14 protein-coding genes are annotated in these 15,759 nt (G+C 40.4%); 9 read left to right on the top strand and 5 right to left on the bottom strand.

The features are described from left to right. Window positions 1-142 precede the first annotated feature (142 nt). The gene (locus CSB87_RS10880; protein ID WP_002048970.1) at window positions 143-1,444 is read left to right on the top strand and encodes a homoserine dehydrogenase; all 1,302 of its coding nucleotides are present in this window, start codon (window positions 143-145) and stop codon (window positions 1,442-1,444) included. Between the two features lie 55 nt (window positions 1,445-1,499). After that, window positions 1,500-2,639, top strand: coding sequence for a threonine synthase (gene thrC, locus CSB87_RS10875; RefSeq protein ID WP_002048893.1), 1,140 nt, complete (start codon window positions 1,500-1,502; stop codon window positions 2,637-2,639). Window positions 2,640-2,747: 108 nt separating this feature from the next. Here thrC and pbpG read toward each other — a convergent pair whose 3' ends face one another. Continuing rightward, entirely contained in the window at window positions 2,748-3,794 is a 1,047-nt protein-coding gene (gene pbpG, locus CSB87_RS10870) for a D-alanyl-D-alanine endopeptidase PBP7/8 (protein WP_004710943.1), read from the bottom strand. A 211-nt stretch (window positions 3,795-4,005) separates the two neighbouring features. Between pbpG and CSB87_RS10865 the strand changes: the two genes are divergently transcribed. From CSB87_RS10865 to CSB87_RS10855, 3 genes are read left to right on the top strand one after another with little or no spacing between them, the layout of a single operon-like run. Then, the gene (locus CSB87_RS10865; protein WP_000633799.1) at window positions 4,006-4,641 is read left to right on the top strand and encodes a response regulator; all 636 of its coding nucleotides are present in this window, start codon (window positions 4,006-4,008) and stop codon (window positions 4,639-4,641) included. A gap of 10 nt (window positions 4,642-4,651) precedes the next feature. Further along, window positions 4,652-6,220 (top strand): sensor histidine kinase, encoded by a 1,569-nt coding sequence (locus CSB87_RS10860; protein ID WP_022575141.1) that lies wholly within the window; start codon window positions 4,652-4,654, stop codon window positions 6,218-6,220. Between the two features lie 24 nt (window positions 6,221-6,244). After that, window positions 6,245-7,666, top strand: a complete 1,422-nt coding sequence (locus CSB87_RS10855; RefSeq protein WP_022575140.1) for a sigma-54-dependent transcriptional regulator — start codon at window positions 6,245-6,247, stop codon at window positions 7,664-7,666. Between the two features lie 3 nt (window positions 7,667-7,669). On the opposite strand, the gene CSB87_RS10850 is transcribed toward CSB87_RS10855, so the two are convergent. The 4 genes from CSB87_RS10850 to lptF form a co-directional block, all read right to left on the bottom strand. Further along, on the bottom strand, window positions 7,670-8,854 hold the full coding sequence (locus CSB87_RS10850) for a S41 family peptidase (protein WP_004883636.1): 1,185 nt from the start codon (window positions 8,852-8,854) through the stop codon (window positions 7,670-7,672). 15 nt (window positions 8,855-8,869) lie between these two features. Further along, on the bottom strand, window positions 8,870-10,417 hold the full coding sequence (gene gpmI, locus CSB87_RS10845; RefSeq protein ID WP_006581176.1) for a 2,3-bisphosphoglycerate-independent phosphoglycerate mutase: 1,548 nt from the start codon (window positions 10,415-10,417) through the stop codon (window positions 8,870-8,872). A gap of 125 nt (window positions 10,418-10,542) precedes the next feature. Continuing rightward, the gene (gene lptG, locus CSB87_RS10840; protein WP_002048976.1) at window positions 10,543-11,613 is read right to left on the bottom strand and encodes an LPS export ABC transporter permease LptG; all 1,071 of its coding nucleotides are present in this window, start codon (window positions 11,611-11,613) and stop codon (window positions 10,543-10,545) included. Further along, window positions 11,613-12,713, bottom strand: coding sequence for an LPS export ABC transporter permease LptF (gene lptF, locus CSB87_RS10835; RefSeq protein ID WP_002048889.1), 1,101 nt, complete (start codon window positions 12,711-12,713; stop codon window positions 11,613-11,615). Before lptF ends, lptG begins: the two co-directional genes overlap by 1 nt. 143 nt (window positions 12,714-12,856) lie before the next feature. Here lptF and CSB87_RS10830 point away from each other — a divergent pair, with 143 nt between their 5' ends. From CSB87_RS10830 to CSB87_RS10815, 4 genes are all read left to right on the top strand, one after another. Further along, entirely contained in the window at window positions 12,857-14,305 is a 1,449-nt protein-coding gene (locus CSB87_RS10830) for a leucyl aminopeptidase (protein WP_031952210.1), read from the top strand. Continuing rightward, window positions 14,298-14,705, top strand: a complete 408-nt coding sequence (locus tag CSB87_RS10825; protein ID WP_006581179.1) for a DNA polymerase III subunit chi — start codon at window positions 14,298-14,300, stop codon at window positions 14,703-14,705. The genes CSB87_RS10830 and CSB87_RS10825 overlap by 8 nt, the downstream gene beginning before the upstream one ends. Before the next feature lie 38 nt (window positions 14,706-14,743). Beyond that, entirely contained in the window at window positions 14,744-15,382 is a 639-nt protein-coding gene (locus tag CSB87_RS10820; RefSeq protein WP_017393526.1) for a hypothetical protein, read from the top strand. 130 nt (window positions 15,383-15,512) lie between these two features. Next, the gene (locus CSB87_RS10815; protein ID WP_002048916.1) at window positions 15,513-15,731 is read left to right on the top strand and encodes a hypothetical protein; all 219 of its coding nucleotides are present in this window, start codon (window positions 15,513-15,515) and stop codon (window positions 15,729-15,731) included. The last annotated feature ends 28 nt before the right edge of the window (window positions 15,732-15,759 follow it).

The raw sequence follows: 15,759 nt of genomic DNA, 5'->3' as shown, positions 1-15,759 counted from the left end.
TGTTTAAAGACTGATCTACTCTGCTTTTCCGAACATCGCACTCTAATTGATTGAACAGGCACGAAAAGCGCTAGAGTCTGGCGTTTTTTTTAGCTATGATCTAGCTTCAATTAAATGATTCAATGATGATATGGAGTGTGACGTGAAACCAGTTCGCCTGGCAATACTCGGTCTAGGTACCGTAGGTGGAGGAGCCCTTAAACTACTACAAGAAAATGCCGCTGAAATTAAACGTCGCACCGGTCGAGAAATTCAAATTACCCACGTTGGAACACGTCGCCCTCGTCCAGATCTCGAATTGGAAGGGATTAAACAAAGCGCAGACTTACTTGATATCGTTCGTCAACCCGATGTAGATGTGGTTGTAGAAGTGATGGGTGGTATTCACCCTGCTTACGAAGTCATTATGGAAGCCATCAAGCACGGTAAACAAGTTGTTACTGCAAACAAAGCTTTACTCGCTGAACATGGTAATGAACTATTTAAAGCAGCAGAAGACAACGCTGTCCAAATTGCTTATGAAGCAGCAGTTGCTGGCGGCATTCCAATTATTAAAGTGATTCGTGAAGGCCTTGCTGCAAACCATATTGAATGGCTAGCAGGCATCATTAATGGTACAGGTAACTTTATTCTCACTGAAATGCGTGAGAAAGGTCGTGCATTTGATGATGTATTAAAAGAAGCTCAAGAACTCGGTTATGCAGAAGCAGACCCAACTTTTGATGTTGAAGGTATTGATGCTGCGCATAAACTTACAATTTTAGCGTCTTGTGCGTTCGGTATTCCTCTGCAGTTCGATAAAGTCTATACCGAAGGTATCAGCAAAATTACTGCACAAGATGTGAAGTATGCCGAAGAACTTGGTTTCCGCATTAAACATTTAGGTATTGCACGTCGTGCTGAACATGGTATTGAGTTACGTGTTCACCCAACGCTTATTCCAGATGAGCAGCTTATTGCCAACGTAAACGGCGTTAAAAATGCTGTCTTAGTTCAAGCCAATGCCGTTGGCCCAACGCTGTACTACGGCGCTGGCGCTGGTGCTGGTCCAACAGCTTCTGCAGTCGTTGCCGATGTGATTGATATTGTTCGTGACATCTCTTATACAGAAGATGGTGCAGGTACAATTCCTCAACTGGCTTTCGAAGCATTAACAAATATGCCAATTTTAAGCCGTGAACAAATGACTACAGGTTATTACATCCGCTTAAATGCTGAAGATCAGACTGGTGTACTTGCAGATGTAACAACCATCTTAAGCCGTGCTGGAATCAGTATTGATGCCATCATGCAACAATCACGCTTAAAAGACCTCATTCCAATCGTAATTTTGACCGATCCAATCGTTGAATCAAAAATGGATGACGCTCTTGCGCAAATTCAAGCATTACCTGCAATTCGTGGCGAAATCGTAAGAATTCGTTTAGAATCGCTCGATAGTTAATCAGGTTGAGGGAAAGATTCCCTCTCCCGCTTCACCTCATAATTGGAACACCATCATGTCTAATGCCAATCGTTATACTGGTCTTGTAGATCGTTATCGTGACCGTTTGCCAGTTTCGGCAACTACTCGTGCTATCTCTTTGGGTGAAGGCAACACCCCTCTCATTAAACTTGAGAATATTCCACGTATTATTGGCAAAGATGTTGAAATTTATGTGAAATATGAGGGCTTAAACCCGACTGGTTCATTTAAAGACCGTGGTATGACCATGGCTGTAACCAAAGCGGTTGAAGAAGGTTCTAAAGCAATTATCTGTGCATCTACAGGTAACACTTCTGCTGCCGCTGCCGCATACGCTGCGCGTGCTGGTATCAAAGCATTTGTTTTGATTCCAGAAGGCAAAATCGCGATGGGTAAAATGGCTCAAGCCATGATGTATGGTGCGATCACTATGCAAATCCGTGGTAACTTCGATGATGGTATGCGTCTAGTAAAAGAAGTGGCTGATCAAGCTCCAGTAACAATTGTAAACTCAATCAACCCTTACCGTTTGCAAGGTCAGAAGACGATTGCTTATGAAATTGTTGAAGCTTTAGGCCGTGCACCTGACTATCACTGCTTGCCAGTAGGTAACGCAGGTAACATTACAGCTCACTGGATGGGTTATACAGAAGCTGTAGCAAACCAACCTGCTGACCAGTTCGAACAAGTGATTTATGATGCTGCGACCGATCAATTTACTGGTCCTAAACCAGAAGGCTTACCAACAATGGTAGGTTACCAAGCTTCTGGTGCAGCTCCATTCTTACGTGGTGCTCCAGTTGAAAGCCCTGAAACAGTTGCAACTGCAATCCGTATTGGTAATCCACAAAGCTGGAACCATGCAAAAGCTGTGGTACGCGACTCTAAAGGCTGGTTTGATGAACTTCAAGACAGCGAAATTTTAGAAGCTCAACGCTTACTTTCTATGTATGAAGGTGTATTTGTTGAGCCAGCGTCTGCTGCTTCTATCGGCGGTGCAATCCGTGACATTAAAGCGGGTAAAATTGCTGAAGGTTCTGTTATCGTATGTACAGTAACTGGTAATGGCTTGAAAGATCCTGATACTGCAATCAAACAATGTGCTGATGCAGTGATGTTGTCAATTGATGCAACAATGGATCAAGTAAAAGATTCGATTTTATCTAATATGTAAAATCTGAATTTTTATAAAAAAACGGCTGTATTAAACAGCCGTTTTTTATGCTATTTAAAATGGCATAAAAAAACGCTTCTTAATAGAAGCGTTTTTAAAATATTTAACTTAAATACGTTTTGGCAAATTACTCAACCAACCTAACAAGTTAGTTGCATCGTTGTTACGCGCCTGTGTACTTGGTTCACCAAGCAATACAATGACTGCTGGACGTGAGTTCACAGTAGTATGCATAACAACACAACGGCCTGCTTCATTAATATAGCCGGTCTTAGATAAGTTGATATTCCAACCACCATTACGCACTAAAGCATTGGTATTGTTTGACTTGAGTACACGGTAGCCTAAATTAAAGTCGTAAGTTGGTGTTGTTGAGAATTGACGGATCAAACCATACTGAGACGCTGTACTCGCCAAAATCCCCAAGTCACGCGCCGAAGAGACATTACGTGGGTCTAAACCAGTTGATTCGTAATAATGAGTGGCATTCATACCCAAAGAACGTGCTTTAGCATTCATCGCTGCTACGAATGCAGGACGTCCGCCCGGATAAGTACGCGCTAAAGCTGCTGCCGCTGGGTTTTCTGACTTCATTAAAGCAAACAGAAGAACTTCTGCACGGTTCATCTTGTCGCCCACACGTAAGGTAGAGCTTGAGTTCTTGCCATTTGCACCGGCAAAATCGATTTGCTCAAGTGTAATTTCTTCTGACATGTTTAAACGCGCATCTGCGGTTACAACTGCTGTCATTAATTTGGTAATAGACGCAATCGGTACTGACGCGTTGGTGTTTTTACTATAAAGGACCTCACCCGTTTGCGCATCCATTACAAGTGCAGCACGTGCACTAACACTCGGCTGGGCATTATAGCCCACGGTATCACGGATTGGAGCAACTCTAGGTGTAGAGCTAATAACTTTCGGTGCATTACTGCCACGTAAAGTTGTAGTAACAGACGTTGAACCTTGCGGAGTCGGCTCATCATCTTCATCATTTAAAAGTTGACTAGCATCCGCTGCAGACCAATTTAAACTTGCAGTACCAGTACTCCCTGAGGACGGGTTATTGACGAGTTCTGCAAAGCTTGTTGAACTCAAACTAAGCAAAATAGACATGCTTAGCACATGCATTAAAGACTTTTTAGAATTTTTCACGGCACAATACTCGACTCAGGGTGACACACATTTGCGCTTACTATCATTATGCCTTACATTTGAGATATAAGGTATAAAGCTTTACCGACACAATTGTGCACAACTATTCGCTCACTATAGAAGAATAGGATTGCTAATTTTGTCATTCCATTGCAAGCTTATTTTGCTTTATGTAACAAAAAACTTGTTTTTTGAAAGAAAGGAGGTCTTCTTGATTACAGTTTTAGTTGTCGATGACCATGAACTGGTACGTACGGGTATTTGCCGTATGTTAGAAGATCATGCAGATGTTGAGGTAATTGGACAAGCCGAATCTGGGGAAGAAGCTATTGCTATCGTTCGTCAGCAACATCCGCAAGTCGTACTACTTGATGTCAACATGCCAGGCATCGGTGGTGTAGAAACAACTCGTCGTTTATTACAAACAGCTCCAGAGACGAAAGTCATTGCTGTAAGTGGCCTTGCCGAAGAACCCTACCCATCTTTATTGCTAAAAGCTGGAGCAAAAGGCTATATCACCAAAGGGGCCCCAATTGCCGAGATGGTTCGTGCAATTAATAAGGTCATGCAGGGTGGTAAATATTTTAGTGCCGATATTGCCGAGCAACTGGCAAGCTCTTATTTATCTGATACTCAACAATCTCCTTTTGATTCTTTATCGGAACGGGAAATGCAAGTTGCGATGATGGTCGTTAACTGTATTAGCGCACAAGAAATTGCCGATAAACTTTTTGTAAGTGTGAAAACTGTAAATACTTACCGTTACCGTATTTTTGAAAAGTTAGGAATTGATAGTGATGTAAAACTCACACATCTTGCGATTCGTTACGGTCTGATCAAACCATAATCAGACTTACATGCACTCTCCTTTAAATTCATCCCTGTCCCATACGATTTTTCGTTTGGGCACTTGGTATGGTTTATACCGTCTTATTATTGCGGTTAGCCTGAATATTATTTTGGTTTTAACCAATGCTCAAACCGACAATAGTTTGCAGCAACCCTCTTTATATTTTTACACTTTACTAAGCTATTCAATTGTAAGTCTTGTGCAATTGTTATGCTTTAAATTTATTGCTATCCAAACTACTCGGCAGCTTATTTTATTTTTTATTGTCGACATTATTTGTTTAAGCCTCCTTTCATTTTCTGCTGGGGAGCCTAATTTACAAATTAGTTTGCTGTATGTGATTGCTATCTTTACTTCGGCGATTTTGCTCAGTGCAAGAGTGTCTTTAGTTATTACCTTACTTGCGGTTATTGCGGTTATTTACCAACGCTTCGTGGGTAGTTTATTTGACTACAACAATCTAAACACAATCGGTAATAGCGCTTTATTAGCTTTTTTATTTTTCGTTGTTCACGGGATTGGACAAATTGCAGTGCAGCGCTTTAAATTACTTGAGGCACTCACCTTTCACCAGTCAATCGAGCTTTACCAGCTTCAAAATATTAACCGTTATATTTTAGAGCAAATTGAACAAGGCTATTTAGTTTTAGACGAAAATTACGACATTGTTGTTAGCAATCCCGCTGCTTGTTCACTACTTGGTATTCCTCCCCAGTTTGCCAATGAAAAATATCCTTTAGCTAAATGGCATCCCGATTTATTTGAAATATTGAAGTTTGGCGACTTAAAAGAAAATGACCGATTTATTTTTGAGTCTCGGCTATCGGCTTATTCCATTAATATTAAAGTACAGCATCTTTTAGTGCCGCAACAAGCTCTAACACTACTCATTTTACAAGATGCCCAACAAATTAATCAGCAAGCACAGCAACTTAAACTTGCCGCTTTAGGGCAACTCTCGGCAAGTATTGCACATGAAATCCGCAATCCCCTGGCTGCAATTGTTCAAGCAAATGAGTTACTTAAAGATAGTGATCTCGAACAACAAAATACTTTACGCCATATGATTGGCAAGCAAACTAAACGCATTGATAGTATTGTTCAGGACACCTTAGGACTTGCTCGTAGCGAAAGAACACACCCTATTCAGATTGACTTAAACAATTTTATAAATACGCTACTCGATGAAGATTTATCTGACGTTAAGCACTCAATTCAACTCAAAATTTCTGATCGTTCTTTAAAATTTTTATTTGACGAAAAACAACTAAGACAAGTCATGATCAATTTAGTGCGAAATGCTTTACGACATAATGCACCCGACTCACCGAATGTCATGATCGACATTCATTCACAAACAAATAAAATTTATATTGATGTGATCGATTACGGTGAAGGTGTTTCAAAACGTGATATATCTCAATTATTTAAACCATTTTTTAGTACCGAAATTAATGGAACTGGTTTAGGATTATACTTGTCTCATAGTTTTTGTGAGGCAAACCATGCAAAGCTCACCTATGTAGAGCAAAAACAAGGGGCATGCTTCAGAATAGAATGCCCAATAATATATTGATTTTTTTATTAGGTTTTTGGGGAAATGGCAGAACAGCAACCACTCGTTTTGCTTGTAGACGATGAGGAAGATTTGTGCCTTTTAATGCAAATGACACTTGCACGAATGGGGATTAAAACACATCTTGCTTATCGGGTTGAACAGGCCAAACAACTCTTCACACAGTTTCATTACGATGCATGTTTAACCGATCTAAACTTACCCGATGGGAGTGGGTTAGAGTTAGTCAAACATGTCTCTCAAAATTATACCAACACACCCATTGCGGTTTTAACTGCTTACGGCAATATGGATATTGCAATTGCAGCATTAAAAGCAGGTGCTTTTGATTTTGTAAGCAAACCGGTCAACCAAGTACATCTAGATCAATTATTACAGAAAGCCTTGAGTCGGCAAAAAATAGAGCATGATTTTGCAGAGAGTGCTCTAGAAAACAAATTATTAATCGGCCGCTCTCAGCCTATTCAACAACTACGCATCGCAATTAAAAAAATTGCTCGTTCTCAAGCACCTGTATTTGTTACTGGCGAGTCTGGAACAGGTAAAGAAGTGGTTGCCAACCTAGTTCATCGGCTGAGTAACCGTAGTGAAGGGCCTTTTATTGCGATTAACTGTGGCGCTATTCCAACTGAACTGATGGAAAGCGAGCTGTTCGGACATAAAAAAGGTAGCTTTACAGGGGCAACGCAAGACAAACAAGGCCTCATTTTATCTGCTCATGGTGGCAGTTTATTTTTAGATGAAATTGCCGAATTACCACTCAGTATGCAGGTTAAATTGCTGCGCGCAGTACAAGAAAAAAAGATTCGTCCTGTCGGTTCCGATCAGGAAATTGATGTTGATTTTCGGGTGATTAGTGCGAGTCATCAAGACTTAGATTTATTGGTTCGACAAGGCAAATTTCGTCAGGATTTATTCTTCCGTATCCATGTTATGGATCTCATGTTACCGCCTTTACGCGAACGTGGTGAAGATGTCTTGTTACTTGCGAATCACTTTATTCAGAAAATTTGTATGGAGTGGGAAACCCCACTTAAACAATTAACCGAGGGCGCTGAAACTTATCTGCTACAACAACACTTTCCCGGCAATGTTCGCGAATTAAGAAATATGATTGAGCGAGCAATTACTTTAAGTGACGATGCCAATATTGATGTACCGCATTTGCACCCTGCTCCTTTAAGAGCAAATATTTCTAATTCAATCGCAATGGTATCTCAAAGCTTGCAGAATCCCGTAGCTACTCCACAGATTGTAAAAAAATTACCAAGTGAGGGTCTAGAGCGTTATTTAGAGAGTATTGAAAAAGATATTCTGCTCAATGCACTCAATATGACCCATTGGAATCGAACCTTAGCAGCTAAAAAATTAGGAATGACTTTCCGTTCTTTACGCTACCGTTTGAAGAAATTTGGGTTAGATACTGAAACTGAACAGGAAGTATAAAGCTTACTTCCTTTTTAGAAGTAGGTCGGCAACACGCTCTAAATAAACTTCGTCTTTCATTTCTGGAGGCAAGGGATAGGTCTGGTTAGGCTGAATACCTTGACCTTCGATCATATTACCATTTGGCGTGTAGTAATGTGAGACCGTCATTTGCAAGGCTGCCCCACTTGGCAAAGGGAAAAGTTTCTGTACAACGCCCTTTCCATAACTTTTTTCACCCATGACCCAAGCACGTTGATGCTCTTTCATTGCAGCAGTAAAAACTTCTGCTGCCGAGGCAGATCGGTGATTAATTAAAATACCAACTTTTATATTTTGAAAATCATTTCCCGGTAAGGCCTGAAATTGCTGATTACCTTCTGAACGACTTTTTGTAGAAACAATAATGCCATGATTTAAAAATAAATCAGCTGACTCAACAGCAGCAGAGAGCAGCCCGCCTGGGTTATTTCTTAAATCAATTAATACAGCTTTTAAGCGCGAAGAACTATTTTCTTCAATTAAACGTTTAATTTCATTGGCGGTATCTTGCTGGAATACTCTAATTTTTAGTACCAATACCTGATTATGTAACATGACAGGTTCGATATCAGTTTCAATCTTTTTATTACGGACTAAACTGATTGGGGTATTTGACTCTTCTGTCTGTACTTGCAGCGTTGAACCTATTGAACCATACAACAAACCAAGCACCTGATCTTGGGTTAGATTTTTAAGTTCCTGATTATCTATCTTTAAAATGGTCTGTCCATTTCTCAAGCCTAGTTTATATGAATCAGAACCTGCCTTCAGGTCACGAATCATCCATTTATGGACATGTGCTTCTGGGCTTAATGCAAAATCAACCGAAGCAAGATCACCTTCGGTGTATTGAATGAGTTGACGGTATTCTTCAGCTGACAAATAACGTGAGTAACGGTCTAGACCACTAACAAGACCTTTAATTGCTTGTAAAAATAAAGCATCGTCCGATTTTTCATCGACATAGTTATCGCGAACAATCCCGTAAATTTGTACAAACTGCTGAATCGACTCAATAGGCACTTCTGCATAACTTTCTTCTGATTCTGGTGAATCAGCATGCTGAGGCGATAATTTTTCTTTTACAACAGGAGCAGCAAGAGCAAACTGGCTGCAACACATCAATACACTACCCAAAAAAGCTTTATATATATTGTGTTGCAGCATTTAGTCACCTATCGCTTATGCAGATAATGTAATCAGATTACGACCTTGCATTTCCGCAGGTACAGGAATCTGCATTAGATGAAGGATAGTCGGTGCAACATCTGCAAGTACACCACCTTCTGCGATAGTCGCTTGTGTTGGACCAACATAAATAAATGGTACAAGCTCTGTTGTATGTTGAGTATGAACTTGGCCACTTTCGTAGTCCTGCATTTGCTCAACATTACCATGGTCAGCAGTAATAAGCATATGACCTTTCTTGGCCATCACAGCTTCGTATACACGACCTAAACATGTATCAACTGCTTCAACCGCCTTAACCGCGGCATCAAATACGCCTGTATGGCCGACCATATCACCATTGGCATAATTCACAACAAGTAAATCGTACTCACCCGAGTTAATTGCCTTAACGAGTTCATCAGTTACTTCATAAGCACTCATTTCAGGCTTTAGATCATATGTCGCAACGTTTGGTGATGGAATTAGAATACGCTTCTCACCTGGGTATTCATCTTCTCGACCACCACTAAAGAAGAAAGTCACATGCGCATATTTTTCTGTTTCAGCAATACGTAATTGCGTTTTGCCAAGAGAAGATAAATATTCACCAAGTGAGTTTTTCAACTCTTCAGGCATATATGCCACAGGTGCATCAATGCTGGCCTGATAACGTGTCAACATGACAAATTTAGAAAGGTTCGGTACAACTTTACGCTCAAAACCTGCGAAGTCCTTTTCAACAAACGCACGTGTAATTTCACGAGCACGGTCAGCACGGAAGTTCATGAAAACAACGCTATCGCCATCTTGAACTTTAGCCACATCACCAATACGAGTTGCTTTCACAAATTCATCATTTTCATTGGCTGCATATGCAAGTTCTAAACCTTCAACAGCAGTATTTGCCGTACGAACTGCCTCACCTTCGGTCAATAGGCGGTAAGCCTGTTCTACACGGTCCCAACGATTATCGCGATCCATTGCAAAATAGCGGCCAATCATAGTTGCAATACGGCCCTTGCCTTCATATTGAGCAAATAGAGCGTCTAATTTTTCTAGTGAAGATTGTGCACTACGTGGAGGAGTATCACGACCATCAAGGAATGCATGAAGATAAACTTTTGCACCACGTTTTAATGCGAGTTCACACATCGCCACAATGTGGTCTTCATGTGAGTGAACGCCACCTTCTGAGAGCAAGCCCATAATATGAACTGCACCACCAGCATCTTTGGCTTTTTCAACAGCATCAATTAATACTTCATGTTTGAAAAAGTCGCCAGTACGGATGTCTTTAGTAATACGGGTAAAATCTTGATACAACACACGTCCAGCGCCAAGATTCATATGGCCAACTTCAGAATTACCCATTTGTCCATCAGGTAGACCTACATCTTCACCAGAACCAGAAATAAGACTATTTGGATGCTTTGCTTTCATTGCAGTTAAATTCGGGGTTTTTGCTGCAAGAAAAGCATTATCTTCAATCGCTTCACGGTGTCCAACACCATCCATAATGACCAGAACGTGAGGGATCTTGCCAGCAGTTGCATCCGTCATAATCAATTTCTCTTTTGTCTACAATTTCATCGCCATATCTTACCGAATTTTCGGTGAAGACTCTATTTTTTCCTATGGCTTTCACCAATGCATCTCATTGAGAAAGCCATTTATATTCTTTCGAATTAGCGAGCACGGTAAAGTAAGTAACTACCGGCACCAAACATTAAAATAATAGGTACAAGTACAAACCACGCAGGTGAAGGCGCGTATACCAAACTTGCGTAACCCAAGAAATCTTGTAAGTAATAAAAGCCTAAACCAATAAAGAGTGCGATCACCAAACGAAAGCCCATTGACTGTTGACGCAGTGGACCAAAAATAAAAGAACAAGCCACTAATACAAGCGTAATCAATGAAAATGGAGAAGCAACTTTTTGCCAGAAAGCCAATTGGTAAGTTTTAGGAACTTGGCTATATTCATCCATATAGCGCATAAAACTAATGAGCTGACTTGGAGATAAGTCTTCAGGGTCTAAAGTCACCATGTGTACATATTTAGGTTGGAGAGCCAATCCTAAAGACTGCTGATCATGATTATTTAGTATCGAATTACCATCTGTCAGAATGTCTGTCTGACTGGCTTTTTGTAAAGACCATTGACCGTCTTTAATAAACTTTCCTTGCTCTGCATTAATTACAGACTGCAAGTGATATTCTTTATCAAAGTCGACAACCTGAATATCTCTTAAGTTTCCTTGCGAGTTCGCATAGTCAATATAAATAAAGCGTTGCCCTTCTCTTGACCAATAGCCTTTTACTTCGCCTAGAGCAGCAACTGAACGATGACTTTTGATACTTTGTGCTTTCTCATTGGTATAGGGAACAACCCATTCACTTAACGCAAAAGATAAAACAATCAGTAGCAAAGCTGAACGCATTACCCAGCCCACAATACGCCATAAACTGATCCCAACCGAGCGCATCACGATGAGTTCACTGTTGGATGCTAAAGCGCCCAATCCAATTACCGCACCAATTAAGGCTGAAATAGGCAAAATTTCATATAGATAACGAGGAGCACCCCATAACACATAGATAAAAGCTTGCCATGCATTATAGTCAGGCTTTAACTCACCCAGTTCACCTAAATAGGTAAACAAGACTTGCAAAACAGATAAGACAATGGTGGTACCAAACATTGCAAGCGCAGTGGTTTTCGTCACATATTTGGCGACTATTCGACGTGCTAACATTATAATTTCACTCGCTTGATCTGTTTCTTGATTTTCGGCCCTAATTTCTGTTTACGAGAAAATAAGGCAGCTGCAATTGCATAAACCAATAAAGCCGCTGGATACGCCCAAATATCGAGCTCACCTTTACTAATACGAGTCTTAATCGCAATCATAAGTACAATCAAGCTCGCAAAAATAAAAATAGATGGAATGAGACGATAATAACGACCTTGTCGAGGACTCACCTCAGACAACGCAACCGACATCATGAGAGCAACAATAATGGTAAACGGACCGAATAAACGCCAACCTAATTCACTTCTAATGACTGGATCATTTGTTTTAGCCAATAGTTTAGAGGTTGGAAGTGCCTCTACGTCACTACTCTCAAACTTGACGTCTTTATCATTCTCAAGTCTTAAACGATAAGACTGAAACTCTGCTTGCGTATATTTAGGTTGTCCCGGATATATTTCATAACGGCGCCCTTGAACCAGATCGACGACATTGGCAGTATCATTGGCAACCTCAACACGTGTTGCCTCTTTGGCCAAAATCATGACATCTGGTTTACCTTCTTTGGCAGCCCGCTGGTAAAAGAAAATATCTTTGAGGTTTTTACGGTCTTCCGACAGTGAACCTGCATAAATCGTATAAGGTCCTGAAGAAATAAATTCTCTTGGTCGAACCAAGTCAAAGCCTGTCCGTACAGCTTGGGTCGTTGTTAATTTTTCAAATTCACGTAGTCCCCACGGCGTCATCCACAGCATAAGTACAGACTGACAAACCATATAAACCAGTGTCATTGGAATGAGTAAGCGTGCCAATTGATGACGGCTTACGCCACTACCATTCAAGACAGCCATTTCATGGTCAACATATAAACGACCAAACACCAACATTAAACCAATAAAAAATCCCAGTGGTAAAATGAGGGTTAAAAATTCAGGTAAACGGTATCCAATGATGCTAAATAAAATACTTGCATCTAAACGCCCCTGTGCCGCCACACCAAAGTATTTGATCAGACGACCACCCATCATGATTAGGGTCAATAATGCGATGACCACCAATGAGGTAGAGACAACTTGCTTGACGAGATAACGCCGAATAATCAAATTAATACTTCCAAAAGGCTAAACGGGACGAACGCTAGTTTACCCGAATGTTAAAAATATAAAACCGCACATTGCAACGCTATGCTTGAAAGTGTTTCAATGTTTTAATCCAACATAACTTTCTATAGGCAATCACGGCAGCCATGAAATTTACAACTTATACAACTTTTCCTGAACAAACATCTAATGAATCTTTGTGGGTTTTAGTTGATTCAGAACAGCTACAAAGCAACCTCAATACATATCAAATCAATAACCTAGAAAGTATTCTTGCAGCGACTCAATATAAAGCTAACTTCAATGAGACACTGCCATTATTTGGTCAGCTTAGCACTCAACCTCACAGCCAACTACTTGGTTTAGGAAAAGCAGCTGAACTTCAAGCAGTTAAGTTAGCAAAATTGGCACAAACCATTATCAAATCGACACAAAATAAATTTAAGCATATCGCAATTGATATTGCTGCATTACCTGTCGAATACCATTATTTATTTGCATTAAGCTTAACTCAAGCAGCTTATGGTTATGATGAGTTTAAATCGAAAAAAAATGAATTTGTGTTACAACAAGTTGATTTAATTAGTCCACACACAAGCCTTGATGAAAATCAACTTGCTTTAGTACATGCCGTACAATCTGGTCAATCTTTTGCGCGTGACTTAGGTAACCGTCCAGGTAATATCTGTTTCCCTGAATATCTGGCTGAACAGGCTTTAGCTTTAGCAGCAGAATTCCCTGATTTACTCAAAGTGACTGTCTTAAATGAGCAGCAAATGGCTGACTTAGGCATGTATGCTTTCCTTGCTGTGAGTAAAGGATCTGAGCGTCCGGGTCGTATTGTCACTCTTGAATACCAAGCACAGCTTGAACAAGCCCCTGTCGTACTTGTCGGTAAAGGTGTTACTTTTGATACAGGCGGTATTTCTTTAAAACCAGGCCTTGGCATGGATGAAATGAAGTTCGATATGTGTGGTGCAGCCTCTGTACTTGGTACGATTCGCGCACTATGTGAAGCACGCCTTCCAATTCATGTGGTGGGTGCGATTGCAGCAGCAGAAAATATGCCTTCGGGTAAAGCGACCCGCCCAGGCGATATCGTAACGACCATGAGCGGCCAAACTGTTGAAATTTTAAATACTGACGCTGAAGGCCGTTTAGTTCTTTGCGATACGTTAACGTATATCAAACGTTTCAATCCGGCAGTTGTGATTGATATCGCGACATTAACCGGTGCTTGTGTAGTGGCATTAGGTAAAGTGCTAAGCGGTTTATTCTCTCCTGACGATGCTTTAGCAACTGAGCTACAACAAGCTGGTGAGCAGTCATTCGACCGTGTATGGCGCATGCCAGTGATTGATGATTATCAAGAACTATTAGACTCACCTTTTGCAGACATCGGTAACATTGGTGGACCACACGGTGGTGCAATTACAGCAGCCTGCTTCCTTGAGCGTTTTACTCGTGACTATCGTTGGGCTCATCTAGATGTAGCAGGAACAGCGTGGTTATCAGGTACAGCAAAAGGTGCGACTGGTCGTCCAGTACCACTACTTATGCAATTCTTGGCTAACCGTGTAAATACGAATGGCTAAAGTTAGCTTTTATCTGTTTGAAACCAGTGAAGAACGGCAAGTCGATAGTGCTTGCCGTTTATGTCGAAAGATTTTACTGAAGCATTCAAACATCTGGTGGTATTGCCCAGATGTACAGCTACAACAGACACTTGATGAAAAATTGTGGAGCTTTGATCCGACCAGTTTTATTGCGCATGGGATTGATCAGGCAGATGCAGCAGTATGTATTTCGGCTAAACAACCTTCTGAACAAGGCTGGTTGGTATTTAATTTTAACAATCATGCACTTGAACAAGTGAATCATTTTAGCCACATTATAGAAATTGTTGAAAATAATGAAGCAGCCAAGCAAATTGGCCGAGAAAAATTTAAAATGTATCGTCGTTTAGGTATAGAACCTCGAACCTTTAAATTATAACGCGCTAAAATGTAGATACTGTTGAGCAAAGGAGAACTGTGGTGGCATTAAATGTCGGGCAAGATTTTAAAAAAAGATGGTTAAATGCGCCTGAAGCTGTCCGTCATGCCTATCAACAGGATTTGGCACGTATTTGTGATTTATTAGAGCCTCAGACGCCTATTCAACTTTGGGTACTCAATGATGAGAAGGCACAGTTAGAATCACAGCAAAACATTGAACAAGCTTATGCTGACTTAAAAGCAGAGTTAATCGAACAGGCACGTATTCGTCGTCAGCTTGCTTTAGAAAAGTCTCTTGCAGATAAGCGCGCAATGGAAGCAGCCTATGCTGCTGAATTACAAGCAGACGAAGTTCGTAAATTTAGTGAACAAACTCAAGCTCTACAAGCTTTCCGCAGTCATTTAGAACAAGAAGTTGCTGAACACACTGCGCGTTATCAGAAAAATCCTGAAACACCAGCAGTGAACTACTCTTCTGGGGTAAAGCTTAGCATTACCGATGACCAAATCTTATCTGAGCTTGAAAGTTTACGTATTCGTTTAGAGCTTGAAGCTGAGAACTTAATTGAACAGTCTGTTACGGCTTTCCGAGCTAAGCTAAATTCGGCAGCTCAAGAAGAAATTGAATATATTTTAAAAAATTCTAAGTTTTCTGATGAAAAAATAGAAAAGTAAAGTTTATACAACGTTCCTTGTCATAAAAATGACATTTAATTGTCACAAAATAGTCATGCATAATATTCTTTTAGTTCAAATAATTATTAGAATAATGCATATGTATTTATGAAAATTAATGAGGGTAAAAATGGACATTCCACATCAGATTTCAATGCAACTTGAGCAGCTTAATCAGGGTGAGCAATGGACATTTTCAGCACAAGAACTTTATATGAGTCACAACGACTTTAATTCACTTTCAATTTTACTCACACGAGCGTCAGAAAAAGGTGAGTTTTCAATTACACGCACCCAGCATAATAAACCCTGGGTAGGCACACACTCGGTTACTCTGACCAAACATTAATTTTTAAAATAAAAAAACCGGAACATAT

This window comes from Acinetobacter sp. AR_0276 (genome assembly GCF_003000705.1).
Lineage (GTDB): Bacteria > Pseudomonadota > Gammaproteobacteria > Pseudomonadales > Moraxellaceae > Acinetobacter > Acinetobacter nosocomialis.
Note: the sequence above shows the minus strand (reverse complement) of the source record. Positions and strands in the feature narration are given on the sequence as shown.

Bases quoted from the DNA above. Each gene is read 5' to 3' on its own strand.
- thrC (WP_002048893.1), top strand. From the start codon at position 1,500: ATGTCTAATGCCAATCGTTATACTGGTCTTGTAGATCGTTATCGTGAC.
- CSB87_RS10830 (WP_031952210.1), top strand. From the start codon at position 12,857: ATGAAATTTACAACTTATACAACTTTTCCTGAACAAACATCTAATGAA.
- CSB87_RS10850 (WP_004883636.1), bottom strand. From the start codon at position 8,854: ATGCTGCAACACAATATATATAAAGCTTTTTTGGGTAGTGTATTGATG.
- CSB87_RS10825 (WP_006581179.1), top strand. From the start codon at position 14,298: ATGGCTAAAGTTAGCTTTTATCTGTTTGAAACCAGTGAAGAACGGCAA.
- gpmI (WP_006581176.1), bottom strand. From the start codon at position 10,417: ATGACGGATGCAACTGCTGGCAAGATCCCTCACGTTCTGGTCATTATG.
- lptG (WP_002048976.1), bottom strand. From the start codon at position 11,613: ATGTTAGCACGTCGAATAGTCGCCAAATATGTGACGAAAACCACTGCG.
- CSB87_RS10855 (WP_022575140.1), top strand. From the start codon at position 6,245: ATGGCAGAACAGCAACCACTCGTTTTGCTTGTAGACGATGAGGAAGAT.
- CSB87_RS10815 (WP_002048916.1), top strand. From the start codon at position 15,513: ATGGACATTCCACATCAGATTTCAATGCAACTTGAGCAGCTTAATCAG.
- CSB87_RS10860 (WP_022575141.1), top strand. From the start codon at position 4,652: ATGCACTCTCCTTTAAATTCATCCCTGTCCCATACGATTTTTCGTTTG.